23 protein-coding genes and 1 other RNA gene are annotated in these 20,497 nt (G+C 74.7%); 11 read left to right on the top strand and 13 right to left on the bottom strand.

The annotated features are described in order from the left end of the window. Positions 1-91: 91 nt before the first annotated feature. Positions 92-1,312 carry a PQQ-dependent sugar dehydrogenase gene (locus ACYVID_RS14585; RefSeq protein ID WP_460738252.1) on the top strand — a complete coding sequence of 407 codons (1,221 nt, stop codon included), beginning with the start codon at positions 92-94 and terminating at the stop codon, positions 1,310-1,312. A 90-nt stretch (positions 1,313-1,402) separates the two neighbouring features. Beyond that, on the top strand, positions 1,403-2,692 hold the full coding sequence (locus ACYVID_RS14580; protein WP_460738250.1) for a hemolysin family protein: 1,290 nt from the start codon (positions 1,403-1,405) through the stop codon (positions 2,690-2,692). 13 nt (positions 2,693-2,705) lie between these two features. Here the strand turns inward: ACYVID_RS14580 and ACYVID_RS14575 are convergent, their stop codons facing one another. Both ACYVID_RS14575 and ACYVID_RS14570 read right to left on the bottom strand, forming a co-directional pair. Beyond that, positions 2,706-3,002 (bottom strand): hypothetical protein, encoded by a 297-nt coding sequence (locus ACYVID_RS14575; RefSeq protein WP_460738248.1) that lies wholly within the window; start codon positions 3,000-3,002, stop codon positions 2,706-2,708. A gap of 15 nt (positions 3,003-3,017) precedes the next feature. Further along, the gene (locus tag ACYVID_RS14570; RefSeq protein WP_460738246.1) at positions 3,018-3,224 is read right to left on the bottom strand and encodes an SPOR domain-containing protein; all 207 of its coding nucleotides are present in this window, start codon (positions 3,222-3,224) and stop codon (positions 3,018-3,020) included. Between the two features lie 39 nt (positions 3,225-3,263). Here ACYVID_RS14570 and map point away from each other — a divergent pair, with 39 nt between their 5' ends. Then, complete coding sequence (gene map / locus ACYVID_RS14565) at positions 3,264-4,124, top strand: type I methionyl aminopeptidase (RefSeq protein WP_460738244.1); 861 nt, start codon at positions 3,264-3,266, stop codon at positions 4,122-4,124. A 36-nt stretch (positions 4,125-4,160) separates the two neighbouring features. On the opposite strand, the gene ACYVID_RS14560 is transcribed toward map, so the two are convergent. Continuing rightward, entirely contained in the window at positions 4,161-4,610 is a 450-nt protein-coding gene (locus ACYVID_RS14560) for a tetratricopeptide repeat protein (RefSeq protein ID WP_460738242.1), read from the bottom strand. A gap of 70 nt (positions 4,611-4,680) precedes the next feature. Between ACYVID_RS14560 and rnpB the strand changes: the two genes are divergently transcribed. Together rnpB and ACYVID_RS14550 are read left to right on the top strand one after the other, a co-directional pair. Continuing rightward, an RNA gene (rnpB, locus tag ACYVID_RS14555) (RNase P RNA component class A) lies at positions 4,681-5,073 on the top strand. A 283-nt stretch (positions 5,074-5,356) separates the two neighbouring features. Beyond that, positions 5,357-5,812 carry an NUDIX domain-containing protein gene (locus ACYVID_RS14550; protein WP_460738240.1) on the top strand — a complete coding sequence of 152 codons (456 nt, stop codon included), beginning with the start codon at positions 5,357-5,359 and terminating at the stop codon, positions 5,810-5,812. An 18-nt stretch (positions 5,813-5,830) separates the two neighbouring features. Here the strand turns inward: ACYVID_RS14550 and ACYVID_RS14545 are convergent, their stop codons facing one another. Further along, a complete protein-coding gene (locus ACYVID_RS14545; RefSeq protein ID WP_460738238.1) occupies positions 5,831-7,282 on the bottom strand; it encodes an RNB domain-containing ribonuclease in 1,452 nt (483 codons plus the stop codon). Positions 7,283-7,303: 21 nt separating this feature from the next. Here ACYVID_RS14545 and yaaA point away from each other — a divergent pair, with 21 nt between their 5' ends. Next, complete coding sequence (yaaA, locus tag ACYVID_RS14540; protein ID WP_460738236.1) at positions 7,304-8,083, top strand: peroxide stress protein YaaA; 780 nt, start codon at positions 7,304-7,306, stop codon at positions 8,081-8,083. 15 nt (positions 8,084-8,098) lie between these two features. On the opposite strand, the gene ACYVID_RS14535 is transcribed toward yaaA, so the two are convergent. From ACYVID_RS14535 to ACYVID_RS14520, 4 genes are all read right to left on the bottom strand, one after another. Then, a complete protein-coding gene (locus ACYVID_RS14535) occupies positions 8,099-8,314 on the bottom strand; it encodes a hypothetical protein (RefSeq protein ID WP_300642928.1) in 216 nt (71 codons plus the stop codon). A gap of 89 nt (positions 8,315-8,403) precedes the next feature. Beyond that, complete coding sequence (locus ACYVID_RS14530; RefSeq protein ID WP_460738234.1) at positions 8,404-9,648, bottom strand: bifunctional RNase H/acid phosphatase; 1,245 nt, start codon at positions 9,646-9,648, stop codon at positions 8,404-8,406. Beyond that, complete coding sequence (locus ACYVID_RS14525; RefSeq protein ID WP_460738233.1) at positions 9,645-10,445, bottom strand: zinc ribbon domain-containing protein; 801 nt, start codon at positions 10,443-10,445, stop codon at positions 9,645-9,647. Before ACYVID_RS14525 ends, ACYVID_RS14530 begins: the two co-directional genes overlap by 4 nt. Then, the gene (locus ACYVID_RS14520) at positions 10,427-11,572 is read right to left on the bottom strand and encodes a Nif3-like dinuclear metal center hexameric protein (protein WP_460738231.1); all 1,146 of its coding nucleotides are present in this window, start codon (positions 11,570-11,572) and stop codon (positions 10,427-10,429) included. Before ACYVID_RS14520 ends, ACYVID_RS14525 begins: the two co-directional genes overlap by 19 nt. Before the next feature lie 31 nt (positions 11,573-11,603). Here ACYVID_RS14520 and ACYVID_RS14515 point away from each other — a divergent pair, with 31 nt between their 5' ends. Next, entirely contained in the window at positions 11,604-11,978 is a 375-nt protein-coding gene (locus tag ACYVID_RS14515) for an antibiotic biosynthesis monooxygenase family protein (protein WP_460738229.1), read from the top strand. Between the two features lie 6 nt (positions 11,979-11,984). Here ACYVID_RS14515 and ACYVID_RS14510 read toward each other — a convergent pair whose 3' ends face one another. The 3 genes from ACYVID_RS14510 to ACYVID_RS14500 all read right to left on the bottom strand — a co-directional run bounded on the left by ACYVID_RS14510 (position 11,985) and on the right by ACYVID_RS14500 (position 15,310). Beyond that, entirely contained in the window at positions 11,985-13,061 is a 1,077-nt protein-coding gene (locus tag ACYVID_RS14510) for a sensor histidine kinase (protein WP_460738227.1), read from the bottom strand. Further along, positions 13,058-13,669: a methanogen output domain 1-containing protein gene (locus ACYVID_RS14505; protein ID WP_460738225.1), complete on the bottom strand. Its 612-nt coding sequence runs from the start codon at positions 13,667-13,669 to the stop codon at positions 13,058-13,060. Before ACYVID_RS14505 ends, ACYVID_RS14510 begins: the two co-directional genes overlap by 4 nt. A 69-nt stretch (positions 13,670-13,738) precedes the next feature. Then, entirely contained in the window at positions 13,739-15,310 is a 1,572-nt protein-coding gene (locus ACYVID_RS14500; protein ID WP_460738223.1) for an AMP-binding protein, read from the bottom strand. Positions 15,311-15,534: 224 nt separating this feature from the next. Here ACYVID_RS14500 and ACYVID_RS14495 point away from each other — a divergent pair, with 224 nt between their 5' ends. The 3 genes from ACYVID_RS14495 (at position 15,535) to ACYVID_RS14485 (ending at position 18,121) form a co-directional block, all read left to right on the top strand. Continuing rightward, positions 15,535-15,885 (top strand): hypothetical protein, encoded by a 351-nt coding sequence (locus ACYVID_RS14495; protein WP_460738221.1) that lies wholly within the window; start codon positions 15,535-15,537, stop codon positions 15,883-15,885. Between the two features lie 167 nt (positions 15,886-16,052). Next, positions 16,053-17,468 (top strand): sensor histidine kinase, encoded by a 1,416-nt coding sequence (locus tag ACYVID_RS14490; protein WP_460738219.1) that lies wholly within the window; start codon positions 16,053-16,055, stop codon positions 17,466-17,468. Next, positions 17,453-18,121, top strand: a complete 669-nt coding sequence (locus ACYVID_RS14485) for a response regulator transcription factor (RefSeq protein ID WP_460738217.1) — start codon at positions 17,453-17,455, stop codon at positions 18,119-18,121. Before ACYVID_RS14490 ends, ACYVID_RS14485 begins: the two co-directional genes overlap by 16 nt. 117 nt (positions 18,122-18,238) lie before the next feature. Here the strand turns inward: ACYVID_RS14485 and ACYVID_RS14480 are convergent, their stop codons facing one another. Then, positions 18,239-19,108 carry a serine/threonine-protein kinase gene (locus ACYVID_RS14480; RefSeq protein WP_460738215.1) on the bottom strand — a complete coding sequence of 290 codons (870 nt, stop codon included), beginning with the start codon at positions 19,106-19,108 and terminating at the stop codon, positions 18,239-18,241. After that, entirely contained in the window at positions 19,108-19,524 is a 417-nt protein-coding gene (locus ACYVID_RS14475) for a hypothetical protein (RefSeq protein ID WP_460738213.1), read from the bottom strand. Before ACYVID_RS14475 ends, ACYVID_RS14480 begins: the two co-directional genes overlap by 1 nt. A 173-nt stretch (positions 19,525-19,697) precedes the next feature. Here ACYVID_RS14475 and ACYVID_RS14470 point away from each other — a divergent pair, with 173 nt between their 5' ends. Beyond that, positions 19,698-20,423: a hypothetical protein gene (locus tag ACYVID_RS14470; protein ID WP_460738211.1), complete on the top strand. Its 726-nt coding sequence runs from the start codon at positions 19,698-19,700 to the stop codon at positions 20,421-20,423. Positions 20,424-20,497 lie beyond the last annotated feature (74 nt).

Genomic DNA, 20,497 nt, shown 5'->3' with positions numbered 1-20,497 from the left:
GTCGCTGTCCAGGACACCGACGCTACGAGGCCCGCACCCACGGCCGAGCCAGCCCTGGTCCACGGCTTGGTAACAGTCGTAGCGTCGGAGCATGCGGTCGACCCGGCACCCCGTCCTGCGCCGTCCCCTGCGCCGTCCTGTGGGCGCCCTGCTCGCCGCGGGCCTGCTGCTCGCCTCCACGGCGTGCTCGGCGGCCCCCGACCCGTCCGAGGCAGCCGACCCCGGCACCCAGGGCACCCGTCCGGTCGAGGCCGGTCGCGCCGTGCCGGACCTGCGCGTCGAGGTGCTCGCCGACGGCCTGGACCACCCGTGGGACGTCAAGCCGATCGGCGGCGGCCGGCTGCTGCTGACCCAGCGCGACCGGGCGACGGTCTCGCTGTGGGAGGACGGCGAGGTGCGCACCCTGGACTTCCCGAGCGAGGACGTCTGGGTCTCGGGCGAGACCGGCCTCCTCGGCCTCGAGGTCGACCCCGACGTCCGGCGCAACGGCCGGTTCTGGACCTGCCAGGGCGCCACGAACCAGGGCGGCGGGCACGACGTCCGGGTCATGGCCTGGCAGCTGTCGGACGACCTCCGCTCGGTCGAGCGCCGCGGGGTCCTGCTCAAGGGGCTACCGGCCACGTCCGGCCGGCACGGCGGCTGCCGGTTGCTCGTCGCCCGCGACGGGTCGCTGCTGGTCGGCACCGGTGACGCAGCGGTCGGCTCCCACCCCCGCGACCTCACCTCCCTCGGCGGCAAGGTGCTGCGCCTGGACCGCACCACCGGCAAGCCCTGGCCGGGCAACCCGTTCGTCGACGCGGACAACAAGCGGCAGCGCTACGTCTTCACCTACGGCCACCGCAACGTCCAGGGCCTCGCGCAGCGCGCCGACGGGTCGCTGTGGTCGGTCGAGCACGGCAGCTTCCGCGACGACGAGGTCAACCGGCTGGTCAAGGGCGGCGACCACGGCTGGCACCCGGTGCCCGGCTACGACGAGTCGGTGCCGATGACCGACCAGTCGCTGCCCGGTCGCCAGCGCGAGGCCGCCTGGCGCTCCGGCGACCCGACCATCGCCCCCGGTGGCGCCACCTTCGTGGTCGGCAAGAAGTGGGGCGGCCTGCGCGGCACGCTCGCGATGGCGGTGCTGAAGGACCAGCGCGTGCAGTTCCTGAAGTTCGACGCCAGCGGCCGGCTCAAGAACGTCCGCATCCCCGACGAGCTGCGCGAGCACGGCCGGATCCGCCAGGTCGTCCGGGCCCCCGGCAACGACCTGCTGGTGCTCACCGACAACGGCGACGGTCGCGACGTGATGCTGCGGGTCAGCCCGCGCTGACCGGGCACGCGCGGGCGTGACGCGCCTTGGCCCGCTCCGGCATGCTGGCCCCTCGCATCCCCCAGCACCGGAAGAGGCCTGAGCGCCCGCGTGGACACCCAGACCCTGACCAACCTCGGACTCGTCCTGCTCTTCGTGCTCGTCGGCGGGGTCTTCGCCGGCACCGAGATCGCCCTGGTCTCGCTGCGCGAGGGACAGCTCGACCAGCTCGAGCGGCGCGGCGGCCGCGGCGCCCGGGTGGCGGCCGTGGCCCGCGACCCCAACCGCTTCCTGGCCGCGGTCCAGATCGGCGTCACCGTCGCGGGCTTCTTCTCCGCGGCGTACGGCGCCTCGACGCTCGCCCCCGACGTGGCTCCGGCCCTGGAGGGGCTCGGGCTGCCCGATGACGCCGCGGACACGGTCGCGCTGGTGCTGCTGACCCTGCTCATCGCCTACCTCTCCCTGGTGCTCGGCGAGCTGGTGCCGAAGCGGATCGCCCTGCAGCGCTCCGCGGGCGTGGCCGTGCTGGTGGGGCCACCGCTGGACCGCTTCGCGACCCTGATGCGCCCGGTCGTGTGGTTCCTCTCGGTCTCCACCAACGCGGTCGTGCGGCTCTTCGGCGGCGACCCGCACGCGGTCTCCGAGGACATGAGCGAGGAGGAGCTGCGCTACCTCGTCGACCAGCACCAGGGCCTCGGGGACTCCGAGCGGGCGATCCTCGTCGACGTCTTCGACGCCGCCGACCGGAGCCTGCGCGAGGTCATGCGGCCGCGCGCCGACGTCACGACGCTGCCCGGCGCCTCGAGCGTCGCCGAGGTGCTCGAGGTCGTCCGGGTCAGCCCCTACTCCCGCTACCCCGTGGTCGGCGACAACACCGACGACGTGCGCGGCTTCCTGCACGTGCGCGACCTGCTGGACGCCGATCCCGACGCGCTGGTCGCCGACCTGGCGCGGGAGATCTCCTTCCTCCCCGCCACCAACCGGGTGCTGCCGACCCTCACCGCCATGCGACGCGACCGCAACCACATCGCCGTGGTGGTCGACGAGTACGGCGGCACCGACGGCATCGTCACGCTCGAGGACCTGGTCGAGGAGCTGATCGGCGAGATCGACGACGAGTACGACCCTCCGCGCGCCGACGTCGCCACCACTGGCATCGACGCCGGTCTGACGATCGAGGAGTTCGAGGAGCGCACAGGCGTCGCGATGGCCGACGGGCCCTACGAGACGGCGGCGGGCTTCGTGCTCGAGCGGCTCGGGCGGATCGCCGAGGTGGGCGACCGGGTCGCGGTCGACGACGAGCACGCCGTGGTGGTCACCGAGGTCGACGGCAACCGGATCACCCGGGTGCGGCTGGTGAGCACGCCCCGCGAGGACCAGGACCGGCCCACCGAGGACTGAGCGCGGGCCCGCCTCACCAGCCGAGCAGGGCCGCCCCGACCCAGATCACGACGAACCACACCACCAGGCACACCACGGGCACCCAGGCCACGCGCACCGGGTGCGGGGTCCACCACCGCACGGCCCGCACCGTGGCCGCGAGCCAGAAGACCAGCAGCAGGGTCTGGGCCCACCACGGCGTGAACGGCGCGCTGGCGGCGTACAGGAAGAAGCATGCGGCCATGCCGACCAGCCCGACGAAGGGCCAGGGCGAGACGTCGGTGCGGCGGTAGCGCCGGCCGCGCCCGAAGAAGCTGTTCGAGGAGGCCATGCCCGGTCCCGGCGCTCAGTCCTCGTCGACGGCGTCCCAGTCGTCGTCGGCGGCGTCCCACTGCTCGTTGCGCTCCTGGACCTTCTCCAGGGCCCGCTCTGCCTCCTCGCGGGTGGGGTAGGGACCGAGGCGGTCCTTGGCCGGGGACATGTCCTCGACGGTCTCCACACGACGCAGCCGCACGTTGTACCAGTACTGCTCGGGCATGCCTCCATCAGCCATGGGGCGACGGTACCCGGCAGCCGCCTAGGATCGTCGGACGTGACCGCTCCTGCACCGACCGTCCTCCCCGGCCGCGTCTCGCCCCGTCGCCCCGTGCCCGCGCACATCGCGCGCCCGGAGTACGTCGACAAGCCGGCCCCCGAGCGGTTCACCGGCTCCGAGGTCAAGGACGCCGAGACCATCGAGCGCATGCGCGCTGCCTGCCGGCTGGCCGCTCAGGCGCGCGAGGAGGTCGGCCGCCACGTCCGGCCGGGCGTCACCACCGACGAGCTGGACCGGGTCGGCCACGAGTTCCTCTGCGACCACGGCGCCTACCCCTCGACGCTCGGCTACCGCGGCTTCCCCAAGTCGCTGTGCGCCAGCGTCAACGAGGTCGTGTGCCACGGCATCCCCGACAGCCGGGTCGTGCTGGACGGCGACATCGTCAACATCGACATCACGGCGTACCTCGACGGCGTGCACGGCGACACCAACGCCACCTTCCTCGCGGGCGACGTCACCCCGGAGGTCCGCGCGCTCGTCGACCACACCCGCGAGGCGCTGGACCGCGCGATCCGGGCGGTGAAGCCCGGCCGCCGGATCAACGTCGTCGGCCGGGTCATCGAGGCCTTCGCCGCCCGGCACGGGTACGGCGTCGTGCGGGAGTTCACCGGGCACGGCATCGGCACCCACTTCCACTCCGGGCTGGTCGTGCCGCACTACGACGACCCCGACTACGACGACGTCATCCAGGTGGGCATGACCTTCACCATCGAGCCGATGCTCAACCTCGGCACCCACGAGTGGGACATGTGGGAGGACGGCTGGACCGCGGTCACCCGCGACCTGCGGCCCTCGGCGCAGTTCGAGCACACGCTGCTGGTGACCGCCGACGGCGCCGAGGTCCTCACGCACCCCTGAGGCCGGGTCCCCGACGCACGGCCCGCGACCGCGGGGTCAGGCCTCCGGCGTGATGCTCCCGGCGTCGCGCTCCCCGAGCTCGACGAGGCGGCGCTCCACGCGCAGCACCGCGACCTCGTGGTCGACCTCGCCGCTCATGACGGCAGCCAGCTTCAGGTGCGGCAGCGCCTCGGCGAGGCGGTGCTGGCGCTCCAGGCTGCGACCCAGCGCGTGCCGCGCCCACACGTCGTCGGGCACCTGCTCGACCACCGCGCGGAGGTCCTCCTCGGCGCGCCCCAGCTGGGCGCGCTGGAGGTAGGCCCAGGCCCGCAGCGACCGCAGCCCGGTGTTGCCCGGGTCCTCGTCGAGGGCCGGGGTCAGCACGTCGAGGGCTTCGCGGGGGGACTGGTCGCTGAGCAGCTCGTGCGCGGTGCGGTACGCCGTCGCGGCCTCGCGCGGCGCGGAGACCGTGAGCGGGGGGACCCGCTGGGGGAACTGGTCGCTCATGCCCTGCCAACGCGTGCCTCCGCTCCCGGATTCCCCCGCGGGTCCCGCGCCGCTACCCTGCTCGTGCGGATGGGCCGACCGGGCGACCGCGTCGCACCTGCGGGTGCGCCGAGGAAGGTCCGGGCTCCACAGGGCGAGGTGGTGGGTAACACCCACCCGGGGCAACCTGCGGGACAGTGCCACAGAGAACAGACAGCCTCCCGCCGAGCGATCGGTGGGCGGTGATGGTGAAACGGTGGTGCAAGAGACCACCAGCGACCGGGGTGACCCGGTCGGCTCGGCAAACCCCACCTGGAGCAAGGTCAAGAAGTCACTTCGGTGGCGCGCGTGCGTTCGAGGGCTGCCCGCCCGAGCACGCGGGTAGACCGCTGGAGGTCGTCGGCAACGGCGACCGTAGATGGATGGTCGCCCCCGATCCCGCGAGGGAGAGGGACAGAACCCGGCCTACAGGTCGGCCCATCCGCACCTCGCGGGCTGACACCTTCGTGCCAGCCATCCGGGACCTGCCCTGACCGGATCCGGCGGTCCCCTGCACAGATCGATCGGGCGGGTGGATCATCGAAGGTGCACGACGCGACCGGCTCCTGAGGGGAGCCGGGTCGCAGGGAGGTATCGGGTCCCACCCTCAGGCGGAGCCGGTGCCCACGGAAGCCCCGCCGCTCCCAGCACACGGCGGGGCTTCTCCCCGCTCTGGAGGCTCCGCGTCGCGCGCCGGCCGCCCTGGGGCCGCGTGCCAGGATGGCGACGTGTCGTGGGCGACGTGCGAGCGGGGGCACCTGCACTGGGGACCCCGCGGGGCCGCGGGCCTGCTCGTGGCCCACGAGGGGGCCGTGCTGCTGCAGCTGCGCGCGCGGTGGACCCACCGCGGCGGCACCTGGGCGGTGCCGGGCGGGGCCCGCGAGCGCGGGGAGTCGGCGACGGAGGCCGCGCTGCGGGAGGCGCACGAGGAGCTCGGCGTGGAGGCCACGGCGCTGGCCGTGCACGGCTCCCACGTCGCGCTGTGCGGCGGCTGGAGCTACGAGACGGTCCTCGCCCGACCGGCCGGAGCACCGGCGGCGCTCGGCTTGCGCGACCGCTCGGAGTCCGACGGGCACCGGTGGGTGGCCGCCGACGAGGTCGCGGCGCTCCCGCTGCACCCCGGCTTCCGGCGCGCGTGGGAGGACGACGCCAGCGGGCTGGCGGCCTTCGTCCGCCGGGGCTGACCGGCACCCGGCGCAGGCTCAGGCCGGGGCGAACAGCACCCGCCGCTGCGCCACGTCCGCCTCCACCAGTCGCACCCGCAGGTCCTGGCCCAGCGGCAGCGGCTGCTCCCCCTCGACCCGGGCCTCGACCGCCGGGCCGGGCACCACGACCCGCCCCCGCTCGGGACGGCGCTCCTCGACGTCGACCACGACGGCGTCCATCACCTCGCCGACCCGGTCGCGCAGCACGCCGGCCTCGACCAGGTCCAGGACCCCGCGCTCGTACGCCGACGCGGTCCGCCCCGAGCGCTGCATCGTCGCCGGCAGCCCGGGCAGCGCCTCCCGCGCCCAGGTCGGCACCTCGGTGCCGGCGCACAGCGCCACGCAGACCTCCCCCGTGTGCCGGTCCGGCAGCCGGCGAAGCGGCGCCGTCACGTGCGCGTACGCCGACGCGAGGGCACTGTGCAGCGGCTGCTCGGGCCGGGTGCCGTCGAAGGCGGTGTACCCGCCGCCGCGCAGCAGCCGGGTGCACGCCACGACCATCGCCGCGTGGTCGGCCCGGGTCGGGTCCAGGCCCCGGACCAGGTCGGCCCACGACTGCTCCGCGGCCCACCCGACGCCCAGCGCCCGGGCCGTGCGGCGCAGCCGCGCCACGTCGCGCGGGTCCGGCGGCGGCAGGGTCCGCAGCAGCCCCACGCCGCCCTCGAGCATCATCGCCGCGGCACTGAACCCGGTCAGCAGCGACACCTGCGCGTTCCACTCCTCGACGGGCAGCCGCGCCCGGTGCTCCAGGTGCCAGCGGCCGCCGTCGACCACGACGTCCTGCTCGGGGATCGGCAGCGACACCCCACCGCGCTCGACCTCGCGCGCGATCCGCAGCGGACCGAGCTCGGCGAGCAGCGCCAGGGTCCCGTCCGGCCCGTCCTCACCGGCATCGACCCGGCGCTGGGCCTCCTCGTAGGTCAGCTGCTCGCGGCTGCGCACCAGCGCGCGGCGCACGTCGGCTGCGACCCGCTCCCCGTCGGGACCCAGCCGGATCGTCCACAGCAGCGCCGGGCGCACCTCGCCGGGCAGCAGCGAGGCCGCCTCCTCACTGATCGCCGGCGGGTGGAGCGGCACTTTGCCGCCGGCGCCGTAGAGCGTCTCCCCGCGCCGGTGCGCCTCCAGGTCGACCGGGTCGCCGGGGCGCACGAAGGCCGCCACGTCGGCGATGGCGTAGTGGACGGTCCAGCCCCCCGGACCGTCCGGACCCGGCGCCCACCGCTCGACGTGGAGCGCCTGGTCCAGGTCGCGGGCACCGTCGGGGTCGATCGTCACGAACGGCAGGTCGGTGCGGTCCAGCTCCGGCAGCACGGGGCGCGCGGCCGCGGCGCGCGCGGCCTGCTCGACCTCCGCGGGGAAGGCCGGGGTGACCTCGAGCTCGTCCTGCAGCCGGCGTACCTCCTCGACCAGGAGGGTGGCAGGGACCCGCAGCACCGGATGGGAGGTCATGCAGGCACCATAGCCAGCACCATGCTGATCCTCCTGCCGCCCAGCGAGGGCAAGACCGCACCCCGCCGGGGCAAGCCGCTGGACCTCGACGCGATCACGGCACCCGGGCTGACCCCGGCCCGGGAGGCCGTCATCGACGCGCTCGGCGAGCTCTGCCGCGGAGACGTGGCGACGGCCGCGGCGGTGCTCGAGGTCGGCGCGACCCAGCACGACCTGGTGGCACTCAACGCCGACCTCGCCTCGGCGCCGACGGCGCGCGCCGACGCGGTCTACAGCGGGGTCGTCTACGACGCGCTCGACGCCGCCACCCTCTCCCCCGCGGCCCGGCGCCGTGCCTCGACCAGGCTCGCGGTCACCTCCAGCGTCTTCGGCGTGGTCCGCCCCGCCGACCGGATCCCCGCCTACCGGCTCTCGGGAGGTACGACGCTGCCCGGGCTCGGTCCGGTGGCGGCCCACTGGCGCGCCCACCTGGACCCCGCGATGACCGAGCTGCTCGGCGGTGGACTGCTCGTCGACCTGCGCTCCGCGGCGTACGCCGCCTTCTGGCGCCCCTCGGGCGACCTGGCGCCGAAGGTCGCCACCGTGCGGGTGCTCCACGAGGTCGACGGCGTGCGCAAGGTCGTGAGCCACTTCAACAAGGCGACCAAGGGTCGGATCACCCGGGCGTTGCTCGAGGACGGGGCCAACCCCTCGACGCCCGCCCGGCTCGCCGAGGCGCTGCGCGACCTCGGCTGGCTGGTCGAGGTCGGTGAGCCGAGCGCCAAGGGCACCCAGCTCGACGTGGTGGTCGAGGCGCTCTGACCCCGACGGCGGCGGCTAGAGCCGCTCCATCTTGGCGAACGGGCTGGGGATGCGCACCGAGGAGCTGCCGAAGTCGACGGTCACGCCGTGCGCGTCGACCGACACGACCCGGCCCAGGCCGTGCACGTCGTGGCAGACCCGGTCGTCCACCGAGTAGCTCTCCACCGCCTGCTCGGGCTCCGGCTGGAAGGGGCTGTTGGCGAGCGGACGACGGTTCGGGCGGGCAGGCATTCCTCGATTATGCGCCTCCCCCTGCCGGGTGGCACCACCGGCCGCCTCCCGCGCTCGCGCCGGGTGGCCGCTCGCGCCGGCCCGGACCGCTACCAGCGACCGGGGTCGAGGGTGGCGTCGCCCGGCGGGAGGGTGTTGTAGAGGCGCAGCGACCCGCGCGGGGCCTGCCCGGGCTCGGGGTAGAACGACACCACGCTGATCGAGGCCGGCGAGAGCTCCATCCGGAAGACCGCCTCCAGCGGGGCCCCCATCGCGTGCGCCACCAGCGTCTTGATCGGGGTCACGTGCGAGACGACCACGACGGTGCGCCCGGCGTGCTCCGCCAGCACCCGGTCCAGCCCCGCGAGCACCCGCTCCTCGACCTGCCGGAAGGACTCCCCGCCCGGAGGCGGCACCTCCAGCGACCCCAGCCAGGCGTCGAGCCCGGCCTGGTCCCGCTCGGCGACCTCCAGGAAGGTCAGCCCGTCCCAGGAGCCGAACTCCATCTCCGCGAAGCCCGGCTCCTCCGAGACCGGCAGGTTCAGTGCCGCGGCCACCACTTCGGCGGTCTCGCGGGTGCGGCGGACCGGGGAGGCCAGCACGGCATCGACCTTGTCGCCGAGGGCCGCCAGCCACTGCGCTGCCGCGCGCGCCTGCGCGAGCCCCTCCTCGCTCAGCGGCGGGTTGTCCCCGCCCAGGCCGCCGGAGAAGCGCTTGGCCGCGGTGTGCGCGGTGACGCCGTGACGCACCAGCACCAGGGTCGTGGGGGCCCCGGTGGGGGCCGACCAGCCGCGGTGGCCCGCCTGGTCGCGCTCCTCCTCGCCGCGCACCGCACCCGGGGACTCGATCTCCTCGATCAGCGAGTCCTCGTCGGGACGCTCGCCGCGCGGGCCGCCGGCGGGTGCCGCCTGGGCCGGACCCGGGGCCACCTCGTCGCCGTCCAGGGCCCGGTTGGCCAGGGCGTCGGCGGCGGCGTTCTGCGCGCGCGGCACCCAGGTGTAGGTCGTGCCCGGCGGCGCGACCTCGCGGGCCTCGGCGTGCAGCGGCTGGAGCCCGGCGTGCTTGACCCGCCAGGTGCCCTTCATCTGCTCGACGACCAGCTGGGAGTCCATCCGCACCTCGACCTGGGCGCCAGGCGCGTGCTCGGCCGCCAGCCGCAGCCCCGCAATCAGCCCGGAGTACTCCGCGACGTTGTTGGTCGCCCGGCCGATCGCCACCGCGGCCTCCGCGAGGACCTGGCCGGTCTCGGCGTCCCGCACGAGCGCGCCGTACGCCGCCGGACCGGGGTTGCCGCGGGAGCCGCCGTCGGCCTCCACGACGACCCGGGAGACCGCGCGGGGAGACCGGGTGCTCACAGACCGGACTCGGCGGTGCGGACGAGGATCCGCGAGCACTCCTCGCAGCGCACGACCGCGTCGGCCGGCTGGGCCTTGATCGAGGCAAGCTCGGCGGGGTCGATGCCCAGCTGGCAGCCGCTGCAGCGGCGCTGGACCAGGCGGGCCGCACCGACGCCGCCCTTGCTCTCGCGCAGCTTGTCGTAGAGCGCCAGCAGGTCCGCGGGGAGCCCCTCGAGGGCGGGACCGCGCTGGGACGCCACCTCGGCGAGCTCGGCGTCGATCTCGGCGAACCGCTCGTCGCGGGCCGCGGCCAGCTCGGCCAACCGCCCCTCGGCGGCAGCGATCCGGTCGTTGACCGCCGAGAGCATGCCCTGGGCGGCCTCGAGCCGCTCCATGACCTCGAGCTCCTCGTCCTCCAGCGTGGCGATGCGGCGCTCGAGGGACTCCAGCTCCCCGCTCATCCGCTCGAGGTCCTTGGGGTTGCTGATCAGCCCGGCGTCCATCCGCTCGCGGTCGCGCGTGCGGCGCGCCTTGACCACCTCGACGTCGGCGTCGACCTTCGCCTGCTCCGCGGTGAGGTCGTCGACGACGATCTTGGCGTCACGGGCCTCGTCGACCAGGGTCGAGCGGGTGCGCTCGAGCTCGGCGATCTCGGCCAGCTCGGGCAGGCTGCGGCGGCGGTGCCGCAGCTGGTCGCCTCGGGAGTCGAGCTCCTGGAGGTCGAGCAGGCGCAGCTGGGCGGTGGGGTCGGCTTTCAGCGGGACTCCTGGGTCGGGGCCGGTCGGGCCGGGAGGCGTCAGATGCGGTCGGTCCACGGGTCGGTGCACAGCGTGCTGACCCGGACCTCCACCGTATCGCCAGGCAGGTCCCGGAGCGCAGCCGCGAGGCGATCGCGCAGCACCGGGAGCCAGGTCCACTCCGCGGCCCAGTGCGAGACGTCGAGGAGCGCGGGACCGTCGTGCTCGAGGAACTCCGAGGCGGGGTGGTGACGCAGGTCGCTGGTGACGTAGACGTCGGCGTCGCTCCCCCGCAGCCGGTCGAGCAGGAAGTCGCCGGCCCCACCGCACAGCGCCACCCGACGTACGGGCCGGTCGGGGTCGCCGGCGATCCGCACCCCGTGCGCGGTGGGCGGCAGCGCCGCGGCCACGCGCTCGGCGAAGCCCCGCAGCGTGGTCGGCTCGACCTCGCCGACCCGGCCGGTCCCGGTGGGCTGCTGGCCGGGGTCGGCGAGCTCCACGACGTCGTACGCCGGCTCCTCGTAGGGGTGCACCGCCAGCAGCGCGGCCACCACGCCCGACCGCAGCCGCCGCGGCAGCACGACCTCGATCCGCTCCTCCTCGACCAGCTCGACCTCTCCCACCGAGCCGATCGCGGGATCGGCCCCGGGGAGCGGACGGAAGCGACCCCGGCCGGTGACCGAGAAGGAGGCCTGGTCGTAGTCCCCGATCTCGCCGGCGCCGGCCGCGGCCAGCGCATCGCGCACCCGGTCGGCGTCCGCGACGGGGACCATCACACCGAGCTTGTCCAGCGCGGGGGCCGGTGCGGGCAGGAGCGGGCGGACGTGGCGCAGCCCCAGCGCGACAGCCATCGCCTCCGAGACCCCGCCTAGCGCCTGGTCGGCGTTGGTGTGGGCGGCGAGCAGGGCGCAGCCGGCGCCGGCGAGGGTCAGCGAGGTGCGGCCCTTCGGTGTCTGGCTGGTGAAGCCGTGCACGCCCTTGAGGTAGAGCGGGTGGTGGGTCACCAGGAGGTCGGCGCCCCACGCGGCCGCCTCGCGCGCCACCGCCGGCGCCGGGTCGACGGCCAGCAGGATCCGGCGCACGGGCTGATCGAGGTCGCCGTGGACGAGCCCGACCCGGTCCCAGGAGTCGGCGGTCGAGGGCGGGTACCACCCGTGGACCAGGTCGACCAGGGAGCCCAGGGACGGAGGTGCGGTCGCTGACATGGCGGTGAGGCTAGCGGCCTACGCTCGGGACATGGCCCCCGAGAACCCCGCCCCTGCCGAGACCCCTGCCGACACCTCTGGCGGCACCGACGCCCCCGCGGGCGGCGTCGTGAAGATCAACGCCATCTCCGTGCCCCCGCCGGCGCGCGCGGAGCTGGAGCGGCGCTTCGCGGCCCGGGCGCACACCGTCGACGGCGCCGACGGCTTCCTGGGCTTCCAGCTGCTGCGCCCGGTCGCCGGGGACGACCGCTACTTCGTGGTCACCCGGTGGCGCGACGACGCCGCGTTCGAGGCCTGGCGCGACGGCGACGCCCGGGCGGCCCACGCCGGCGAGGGCAGCCGGCCGGTCGCCAGCGGTGCGGAGCTGCTGGAGTTCGAGGTCGTGCTGGACGTGCGCCCCTCCTGAGCGGGCTCAGGCCCTGGCGCGCGGCAGGCTGAACCGGAAGAGCGCACCGCCGCCGGGCGCAGACTCGACGACGATCTCCCCACCGTGCTCCTGCACGACCCGGCGGCACATGGCCAGGCCGAGGCCGTGCTCGCCCTCCTCCTCGGTGCTCACGCCTCTCTCGAAGACGGCCTCCCGGCGCTCCTCGGGGATGCCGGGGCCGTCGTCGGCGACGGTGACCTCGCAGCGCTCCCCCAACGGGCGCGCCGCGACGGTGACGTTCGCGGGCCCGGCGCGACCGCGGTGCTTGGCGGCGTTGGACACCAGGTTCAGCAGCAGCTGGCGCACCGACTGGAGAGAGACGTGCACCGCCGGCAGCGGCCGCTCCACGTGCACCCGCACCGCACTCTCGTCGACGAGTGAGCCCACCCAGCCCACGACGTCCTCGAGCGCGACGTCGACCCGGATGGCCTCGCTGCGCTGCACCGCCTCGTGCAGCAGGCCCTCCACGATGTCCTCCATGCCCTGCGCGGCGCGCAGGACCCGCTCGAGCTGGCGTCGGGTGCCCTCGGGGAGATCAGGGTCGGCCAGCACGAGGCCGACGTAGCCGGAGATCGTCGTGATCGGGTTGCGCAGGTCGTGGGCGAAGGTCTCCCCCAGCACCAGCAGGTCGGCGTTGGAGCGCTCGAGCTGCGCGACCGTCTGGCCCCAGACCCGCCGCAGCTGCTCCTCCACGGCGATCCGCCGGGCGATCTCGGTGTTGGTGCGCTGCAGGGCGGTGGTGAGCTCTGAGAACCGGTCGCCCACGAGCCGCACCACCAGGACCACGTCCCGCTCCCGCGCGGAGCGGCGCCGGCCGGTGATCGACATCTCCTGCGACCCCTCGGCCGTGCGCAGGCGCAGCCGTCCCGGCACCGGGCTGGTCGAGCGGCGGAAGCCGGCCATGAGCGCGTCGAGCACGTCCCCGGGGGTCTGCACGACCTCGAGGAGGGACCGACCCCGGCAGTCGCCGAGCAGCCGCACCGCGGCCTCGTCCGCCTCGACGACCAGCCCGTCGGGTGCGACCACCAGCTCGGCCTCCTGGGGCACCGCGAAGGGTGTCATTCCCCGAAGTACTCCCTGCCCGGGGCGTGCTCACCCGATCCCGGCTCCAGGTGGACGACCACCCGGCAGCGTCCGTCGCCCCGCGCGATCGTCTCGGCGAGCTCGACCTTGGCGTACCCCAGGTTCTCCGCGGCGATCAGCCCGAAGACGTTGGAGGTCATCATGCACATCGACTCCCTGCCCAGGACCTTCTCCTCGAACGGGCAGCGGCTGTTGGTGTACTCCAGCCGCTCCTCGCCGGACTCCTGCAGCACGAAGTCGCCGTGGATGCGGGCCTTGAGGTCCACGTGGACGGCCGCCACCTGCTCGCGGTCGAGCCGCGCGACGCCCATGGCCTCGCGGTAGGACTCGTCCAGCCAGGCACCCATCCGCCGCCCGACGACCGAGATGTAGCCGGCGGCGTCCTCGAGCCCGACGGTCTCCTCCAAGGTGCCGGCGAGCTCGCGCACGAGGGTGCGCAGGAAGAGGTCACGCTCCAGCCCGGTGTCGGGCACGACAGGGACCGCGACCTCCGCGACCTCGCCCACCGGGCTCGTCGTGCCGTCCTGAGTGCCCTGCGTCGTAGCGTCCACCACGGTGACCTTCCCCCCGGACGCCGCAGCGTCCACCCGCTGCCCACTGTAGGGCGGAGCGGGCACCCCCGGGCGGGATCGGTCTAGTTCACCGTGGTCGACCCCTCAGTTGACCTGGCGCTCGCGGCCCTCCCAGTAAGGAGCACGCAGCTTGAACTTCTGCAGCTTGCCGGTCGCCGTGCGCGCCAGCTCGTCGCGGAACTCCACCGAGGTCGGGGCCTTGTAGCCGGCTGCCTTCTCCTTGCACCAGGCGATCAGCTCGGCCTCGGTGACCTCCGCGCCGGGCGCGAGCACGACCAGCGCCTTGATCGTCTCGCCCCACTTCTCGCTGGGCACGCCGATGACGGCGACCTCGGCCACCGCGGGGTGCGAGAAGAGGACGTCCTCGACCTCGATCGAGGAGACGTTCTCCCCGCCGGTGATGATCACGTCCTTCTTGCGGTCCTTGATCGTGAGGTAGCCGTCCTCGCCGATCTCGCCGCCGTCGCCAGTGTGGAACCACCCGCCGGCCAGCGCCCGGGCCGACTCCTCCGGCTGCTCCCAGTAGCCCTCGAGCACCACGTTGGAGCGGGCCAGCACCTCGCCACCGCCCTCGCCGTGCTCGTCGGGCTCGCTGAGGGAGAGACGTACGCCGAGCGCCGGTGCTCCCGCCCGGGTCAGCAGCCCGGCCCGCTCCTCGGCGGGCAGGTCGTCCCACTCCGCCCGGGTGCGGTTGAAGGTCAGCAGCGGGGAGGTCTCGGTGAGGCCGTAGATCTGGATGAACTCCCAGCCGAGCTCCTCCTCCACCCGCGCCACGGTCCTCGTCGGCGGCGGCGCGCCGGCCATGATGATCCGCACCCGGTCGCGGCCGGGGATCGGCCCGTCCCAGTCCTGCGCGGCCTCCAGCACCGCGGCGGCCACCGCCGGCGCCGCGCACATGACCGTCACGCCGTGGTCGCGCACCCGGCGCAGGATCTCCGCGCCGTCGATCTTGCGGAGCACGACGTGCTGGGCACCCAGCCCGGTCATGGCGTAGGGCATGCCCCAGCCGTTGGCGTGGAACATCGGCAGCGTGTGGAGGTAGACGTCGCGATCGCTGACCTGCGCGTGCATCGCGAACGTGACGGCGTTGACCCAGATGTTGCGGTGGGTGATCTGCACGCCCTTGGGCCGGGCCGTCGTGCCGGAGGTGTAGTTGATGCAGGCGGTCGCGGACTCGTCGGGCTCCCAGGGCTGCGGCACCGCGCCCTCGGGCGCGTAGAGGTGCTCGTCGTCGCCGAGGACGAAGCGGTGCTCGGCCGTGACGTCGGCCAGGGCCTCGTCGAGCTCGGGGTCGACCAGCAGCACGCGGGCGCCGGAGTGCTCCACGATGTAGCGCACCTCGTCGGGACGCAGCCGGAAGTTCACCGGCACCAGCACCCGGCCCCAGCCCGAGACCCCGAAGAAGGAGGTCAGCAGCCGCGCGGAGTTGTGGCTCACCACCGCGACCCGCTCGCCCACGTCGATCCCGAGCTCGTCCAGGCGCGCCGCCTGGCGCGCGGCCAGACCGGCCAGCTCGGCGTACGTCAGGGTGCCGGGGGCGCCCGCACCGCCCAGCGGGGTCGCCGGTTGGTCGGGCTCGTCCAGCACGCCGGTCCGCTGCCCGTAGACCGTCGCGGCCCGGTCCAGGAAGTCGGAGACGCTGAAGGGCACGAACATGGGGGTTCCTCCTGGATCGCCTGGTGGCCGTCGGGGCGTGACGCACGCCACTCTAGGATCCCCGGGTTGGTGCGCGGCTGCCGCACGCACCGCCCGGCGCCGAGCGGCCCCGCGGCTGCGACGAGCGGTCCACGGACCGGCCCGCCCCCCGCACGTCCCGTTCGATGAGAGTCTTCTCATCCGCGCCTCACCTCGCTCCCACGGTGGTGCAGGATCGTGGCGTCATGACCGGGTTCTCGAAGGTGCTGCTGGGGCTGGCACTCGGCCTGCCCATGGGGGCGTACGCCGTCGGCAGCATCGTCTCCTCGGCCGCCGACGACCCCGGGCGGCGGGCGCCGATCATCCTCGAGGACGCCCCGGCACCGGCCCAGGACACCGTGCCCGGCCCCACCCTGCGCCCCTCGCCCGAGCCGACCCGCGGCGGTGACGACGGGGACGACGACGGCCCCGGTGACGACGACGAGGCGCGCAACCGTCCCGAGGTGGTCGTGCCCTCCTACGCCGACCGCGACGACGACGATGACGACGACCGGGGCGAGCGGGACGACACCACCGACGACGGGGACGACGACTGAGCACCCCGCCCGCGCCGCCGGCTCGCGGCCGCCCACGCACCGGCATCTCGGTCCGCACCCGGATCACCGCCGCCGTCGCCGCGCTCACCGCCGCCACCCTGGCCCTGGCCGGCCTGCTGGTCTACGCCATCGAGCGGGACCGGCTCGAGGAGCAGACCCGTGCGGCGGTGGACCAGGAGCTGCAGGAGTTCGGTCGGATCCAGGCCGAGGGGCTCGACCCCACGACGTCCGAGCCGTTCCAGGACGTCGCGGCGATGCTCGAGCTGTTCTTCCTGCGCAACATCCCCGACGACGACGAGCTGCTCGTGGGCTGGATCGAGGGGCGGGCCGACCCGGTCCGCTTCCTCTCCCCCGCCGCGGACCCGATCGTCGACGACGCCGCCTTCCGTGCGGCCGCCTCCGACGTCGCCCGCACGGGGGGCAGCGCCCGCTTCGAGGTCCCCGGTGAGGGCGAGGTCCTCCTCGTCGGCCAACCGGTGCGGTTCCGCAGCGACGCCGAGGCCGGCGCCCTGCTGGTCGTCACCCGCCTCGAGGTCGGCAGGGCGGCGCTGCGCGACACGATGCGCACCTACGCCATCGTCTCGGCCCTCGCGCTGCTGCTGGTGGCGGGCGCGGCCTTCCTGCTGACCGGGCGGCTGCTGGCACCCCTGCGCCGCCTGCGCCGCACCGCCGAGGAGATCACCGAGACCGACCTCTCGCGCCGCATCCCCGTCAGCGGCAACGACGACATCACCGCGCTCACCGGCACCGTCAACACGATGCTGGAGCGGCTCGAGGCCGCCTTCACCGAGCAGCGCCGCTTCCTCGACGACGCCGGCCACGAGCTCAAGACCCCGCTGACGGTGCTGCGCGGACACCTCGAGGTCCTCGACCTCGGCAGCCCCGAGGAGGTCGCGGAGACCCGCGACCTCCTGCTCGACGAGGTCGACCGGATGTCCCGGCTCGTGGGCGACCTGATCCTGCTCGCCAAGTCCGACCGGCCCGACTTCGTCCGGGTCGAGCCGGTCGAGCTGCGCGACCTCACCGAGGACCTGCTGGCCAAGTGCTCGGGGCTCGGGGAACGCACCTGGTCGATCGACGCCGCAGCCACGGCCCGGGTCGAGGTCGACGCCCAGCGCCTGACCCAGGCGGTGCTCCAGCTGGCCGACAACGCCGTGCGGCACACGCGCTCCGGCGACCGGGTCGCCGTCGGGACGGCGTACGACGGCAGCCGGCTGCGCCTGTGGGTCCGCGACACCGGACCCGGCCTGGCCCCGGCGGACCGCACCCGGGTCTTCGACCGCTTCGCGCGCGCCGACGACCGCGACCACGAGGGCTTCGGCCTGGGCCTGTCGATCGTCGGTGCGATCGCCGAGGCCCACGGCGGCCGCACCGCCTGGGAGGACCCGACCCACGACGGTCACCCCCGCGGCTCGCGGTTCGTCGTCGACGTGCCCGCAGCGCGGATCGCCGAGGACCACCGCGGCAGCGACGACCCGACCCGCGTCCTGCCGCTGCCCGGCACGTCCCGCACGCCTCGCACCCCCGGACGCCCCGACCGACCGACCCGCCAGCAGGAGGACAGCACGTGGCCCGCATCCTGATCGTCGAGGACGAGGAGCGGATCAGCTCCTTCATCGCCAAGGGCCTGCGCGCCGACGGCCACGTCCCGACCGTGGTCGCCGACGGGCCGACCGGGCTGGACCTGGCGCTGTCCGGCGACCACGACCTCATGGTCCTCGACATCGGCCTGCCCGGCATGGACGGCTTCGAGGTCCTCGACCAGCTGCGGGCGCAGGGGTCCCGGATGCCGGTGGTGGTCCTCACCGCCCGCGACTCCGTGGGCGACACCGTCTCCGCGCTCGAGGGCGGCGCCGACGACTACATGAGCAAGCCGTTCCGCTTCGCCGAGCTACAGGCGCGCATCCGGCTGCGGCTGCGCCAGACCGGCGGTGCCGCAGCGGGCGCCGAGGACGTGCTCGAGGCCGGCGGCGTCCGCCTGGACCTGCGCACCCGCCGCGCGAGCGTCGACGGCGCCGACGTGGAGCTCTCGGCCCGCGAGTTCACCCTGGCCGAGATCTTCATGCGCAACGCCGGGCAGGTGCTCTCCCGCGAGCAGCTGCTCGACCACGTCTGGGGGTTCGACTTCGACCCCGGCTCCAACGTCGTCGACGTCTACGTCGGGTACCTGCGCCGCAAGCTCGGCAGCGACACCATCCTCACCGTCCGGGGCATGGGCTACCGCTTCGCCACCTGATGCTCACTCGGCGCTGATTCGACGCTCACTCGGCGCTCGCGCGCGACGGGGCCCGGAGACGCAACGACCCCCGACGGCCTGGCGGCTGTCGGGGGTCGCGTCGGTGAGCGGATGTGGTCAGGAGCGCCAGCCCGCCAGCCGGGGCGCGGGCAGCCCGTGCAGCACCGGCTCGAGCACCTCGGAGACCTCGTGCGGCAGCGGCCGGTCCGCGGGCTCGGGCGAGAGCCCGGCCAGGACGACCTCCCGCACCGGAGCGGGTACGTCGCCGGGCAGTGCGGCCGGACCCTCGACGAGCTGGGGGTGCCGCTCGTGCGGGACCTCGGCCGACGGGTCGCCGTCGCGGAAGGGACGCACGCCGCTGACCGCCTCGAAGAGCACCGCGGCCAGGCCCCAGACGTCGCTGGCCGGACCGGGCACGCCGGCGCGGCCGCCCGGGTCGGCCTGCTCCGGCGCGAGGTAGCGGTCGGTGCCGATGACGTGCGTGAGACGAGCAGCGTCCTCGACGGGTCGGGCCACCGACAGGTCGATCAGCCGGGCCGGCGCCCCCATGATGATGTTGGAGGGCTTGACGTCCAGGTGGACCCAGCCCAGGCGCCGCAGGTAGTGCAGCGCGGAGGCCAGCTCGATGCCCAGCACGAGGTACTGCTGGGGTTGGAGGCGGCCGTGCCGACGCACCAGCGTCGAGAGCCGCGGCCCGTCGAGGTTCTCCAGCACCAGGTGCGGGCGCGGGCCGGAATCGGTCCAGCGCAGCGCCCGCACCACGACGGGGTGGTTGACCGTCGTGAGGGCCTCCGCCTCGCGGCGCAGCCCGCGCAGGGAGGAGGCGTCCTCGACCAGGTCGGGGCGCACCAGCTTGGCGACGACCGGACCCCAGGTCACCTCGTCGAAGGCGAGGTAGGCCTCGTAGGTCGCACCACCGCCGAGCCGGCGTACGGCGACGAGGTCCTCGGTGATCGCGTCACCCTCGCGGAGTCCCCAGCCGGTCATCAGCGGCGGGTGTCGTTGCGCGACTTGTCGTTGGTCGCGTTGGCCGTGGTGTCGCGGGTCTTGTCGCCGCCGTCACGCGTCCAGTCGCGGGTCCGGTCGCCCTGGCTGATGTCGCGGTCGCGGGAGATGCCGGTGACCCGGGAGTTGGTGTTGTCGTTGCTGGCCACGCCCGAGGTGTCCCCGGCGGTGTTGTTGGTGTTGTTGCTGTCACCGTTGACGGTGTTGGTGGCGTCGCCGTTGGTCCGGTTGGTGTCGTCGTCGTCATCGTCGTCGACGCTCATCACCACGTCGGCGCGGTCGTCGTCGCGCTTCCAGAACACGTCGGAGTCGGCGGCCTGGGCGGCGGGGAAGGCCAGCAGGCCGGCGCCGACGGCTCCGGCGATGGTCCCGAGCCCGAGCTTCACGGTGGTGCGCATGGTGTGTCCTCTCGTCCGTGCGGTCGGTCCTTCCGACCGCGACAGGAGCAATGGAACCCACCGGTGGTGAGGTCAGCGTGAGCCCTTGATGAGACGGTTCTCATCGCCGGTCCTACCCTGGAGGGGGGACGGCGGCGCGAGCACCGGGCCGCCCGGGAGCGAGGAGGTGTGCCGTGCCGGTCTGGCCGCGCGCGCTGGTCCTCGCCGCCACGGTCCTGGGTGTGGGCACCATCTCGCACGTCCTGGCCGACGGCCTGGTCCCCGGTCCCGTCGCGATGCTGGTCCTGCTGGCCGTGGCCACGCTCTCGCTCAGACCGTTCCTGCGCTCCCCCGCAGGCCCGCTGCGCCTGGTGGTCCTCACCGTCGGTGGCCAGGCGCTGGTGCACCTCGTGCTCGGCGCCACCGCCGGCCACGGCGGGCCCCAGCGCGCGACGACGGCCGTGTCGACCGGCCCCCTGCCTGCCAGCCCCCTGCAGCCGCACGTGGTCGACGGCCGACGCGTCGGCTCCCTGATGGACCAGTCGCTGGCCCTGCCCCCGCCGTCCGGCGCCCGCGCGGGCGAGGGGCCCCTGGCCCACGTGCTCGCCCACGCCTTCGCGGGCGGTCCCGCGATGCTGCTGGCGCACACCGCGGCCGCGGCGGCGGTCGGGCTCTGGCTCGCGCTCGGCGAGCGTGCGCTCTGGGACCTGCTGGTCCTGCTGGCCGTCCGCGCGTGTCGCGCCTGCGGCGCAGCCGTGCCGGCGACCCGCCTGCGCACGGCGTACGCCGCCCTCGCCTCGCTCCCCGACCCCGCTCTCCTGCGTCCGGCCGTCGTGCCGCCGCCGGTCCTGCGACCTCCTGGTCGCCACCACCCCCGGGCCGTCACCCGGCGAGGCCCCCCGCTGCTCCTCGGTTCCTGAGCAACCCGCTCCCCCCGTCGACCGACGGTGGCGGAGCCGTCCCTGCGCGAGCGCGCCCGGACGCACCCCACGGA

Source organism: Nocardioides ginkgobilobae (genome assembly GCF_054781275.1).
Note: the sequence above shows the minus strand (reverse complement) of the source record. Positions and strands in the feature narration are given on the sequence as shown.

Coding starts and splice junctions, on each gene's coding strand:
- ACYVID_RS14545 (WP_460738238.1), bottom strand. CDS start 7,282: ATGACCTCCCATCCGGTGCTGCGGGTCCCTGCCACCCTCCTGGTCGAG.
- ACYVID_RS14585 (WP_460738252.1), top strand. CDS start 92: ATGCGGTCGACCCGGCACCCCGTCCTGCGCCGTCCCCTGCGCCGTCCT.
- ACYVID_RS14495 (WP_460738221.1), top strand. CDS start 15,535: ATGACCGGGTTCTCGAAGGTGCTGCTGGGGCTGGCACTCGGCCTGCCC.
- ACYVID_RS14520 (WP_460738231.1), bottom strand. CDS start 11,572: ATGTCAGCGACCGCACCTCCGTCCCTGGGCTCCCTGGTCGACCTGGTC.
- ACYVID_RS14475 (WP_460738213.1), bottom strand. CDS start 19,524: ATGCGCACCACCGTGAAGCTCGGGCTCGGGACCATCGCCGGAGCCGTC.
- ACYVID_RS14535 (WP_300642928.1), bottom strand. CDS start 8,314: ATGCCTGCCCGCCCGAACCGTCGTCCGCTCGCCAACAGCCCCTTCCAG.
- yaaA (WP_460738236.1), top strand. CDS start 7,304: ATGCTGATCCTCCTGCCGCCCAGCGAGGGCAAGACCGCACCCCGCCGG.
- ACYVID_RS14570 (WP_460738246.1), bottom strand. CDS start 3,224: ATGGCTGATGGAGGCATGCCCGAGCAGTACTGGTACAACGTGCGGCTG.
- ACYVID_RS14480 (WP_460738215.1), bottom strand. CDS start 19,108: ATGACCGGCTGGGGACTCCGCGAGGGTGACGCGATCACCGAGGACCTC.
- ACYVID_RS14510 (WP_460738227.1), bottom strand. CDS start 13,061: ATGACACCCTTCGCGGTGCCCCAGGAGGCCGAGCTGGTGGTCGCACCC.
- ACYVID_RS14500 (WP_460738223.1), bottom strand. CDS start 15,310: ATGTTCGTGCCCTTCAGCGTCTCCGACTTCCTGGACCGGGCCGCGACG.
- ACYVID_RS14575 (WP_460738248.1), bottom strand. CDS start 3,002: ATGGCCTCCTCGAACAGCTTCTTCGGGCGCGGCCGGCGCTACCGCCGC.
- ACYVID_RS14560 (WP_460738242.1), bottom strand. CDS start 4,610: ATGAGCGACCAGTTCCCCCAGCGGGTCCCCCCGCTCACGGTCTCCGCG.
- ACYVID_RS14515 (WP_460738229.1), top strand. CDS start 11,604: ATGGCCCCCGAGAACCCCGCCCCTGCCGAGACCCCTGCCGACACCTCT.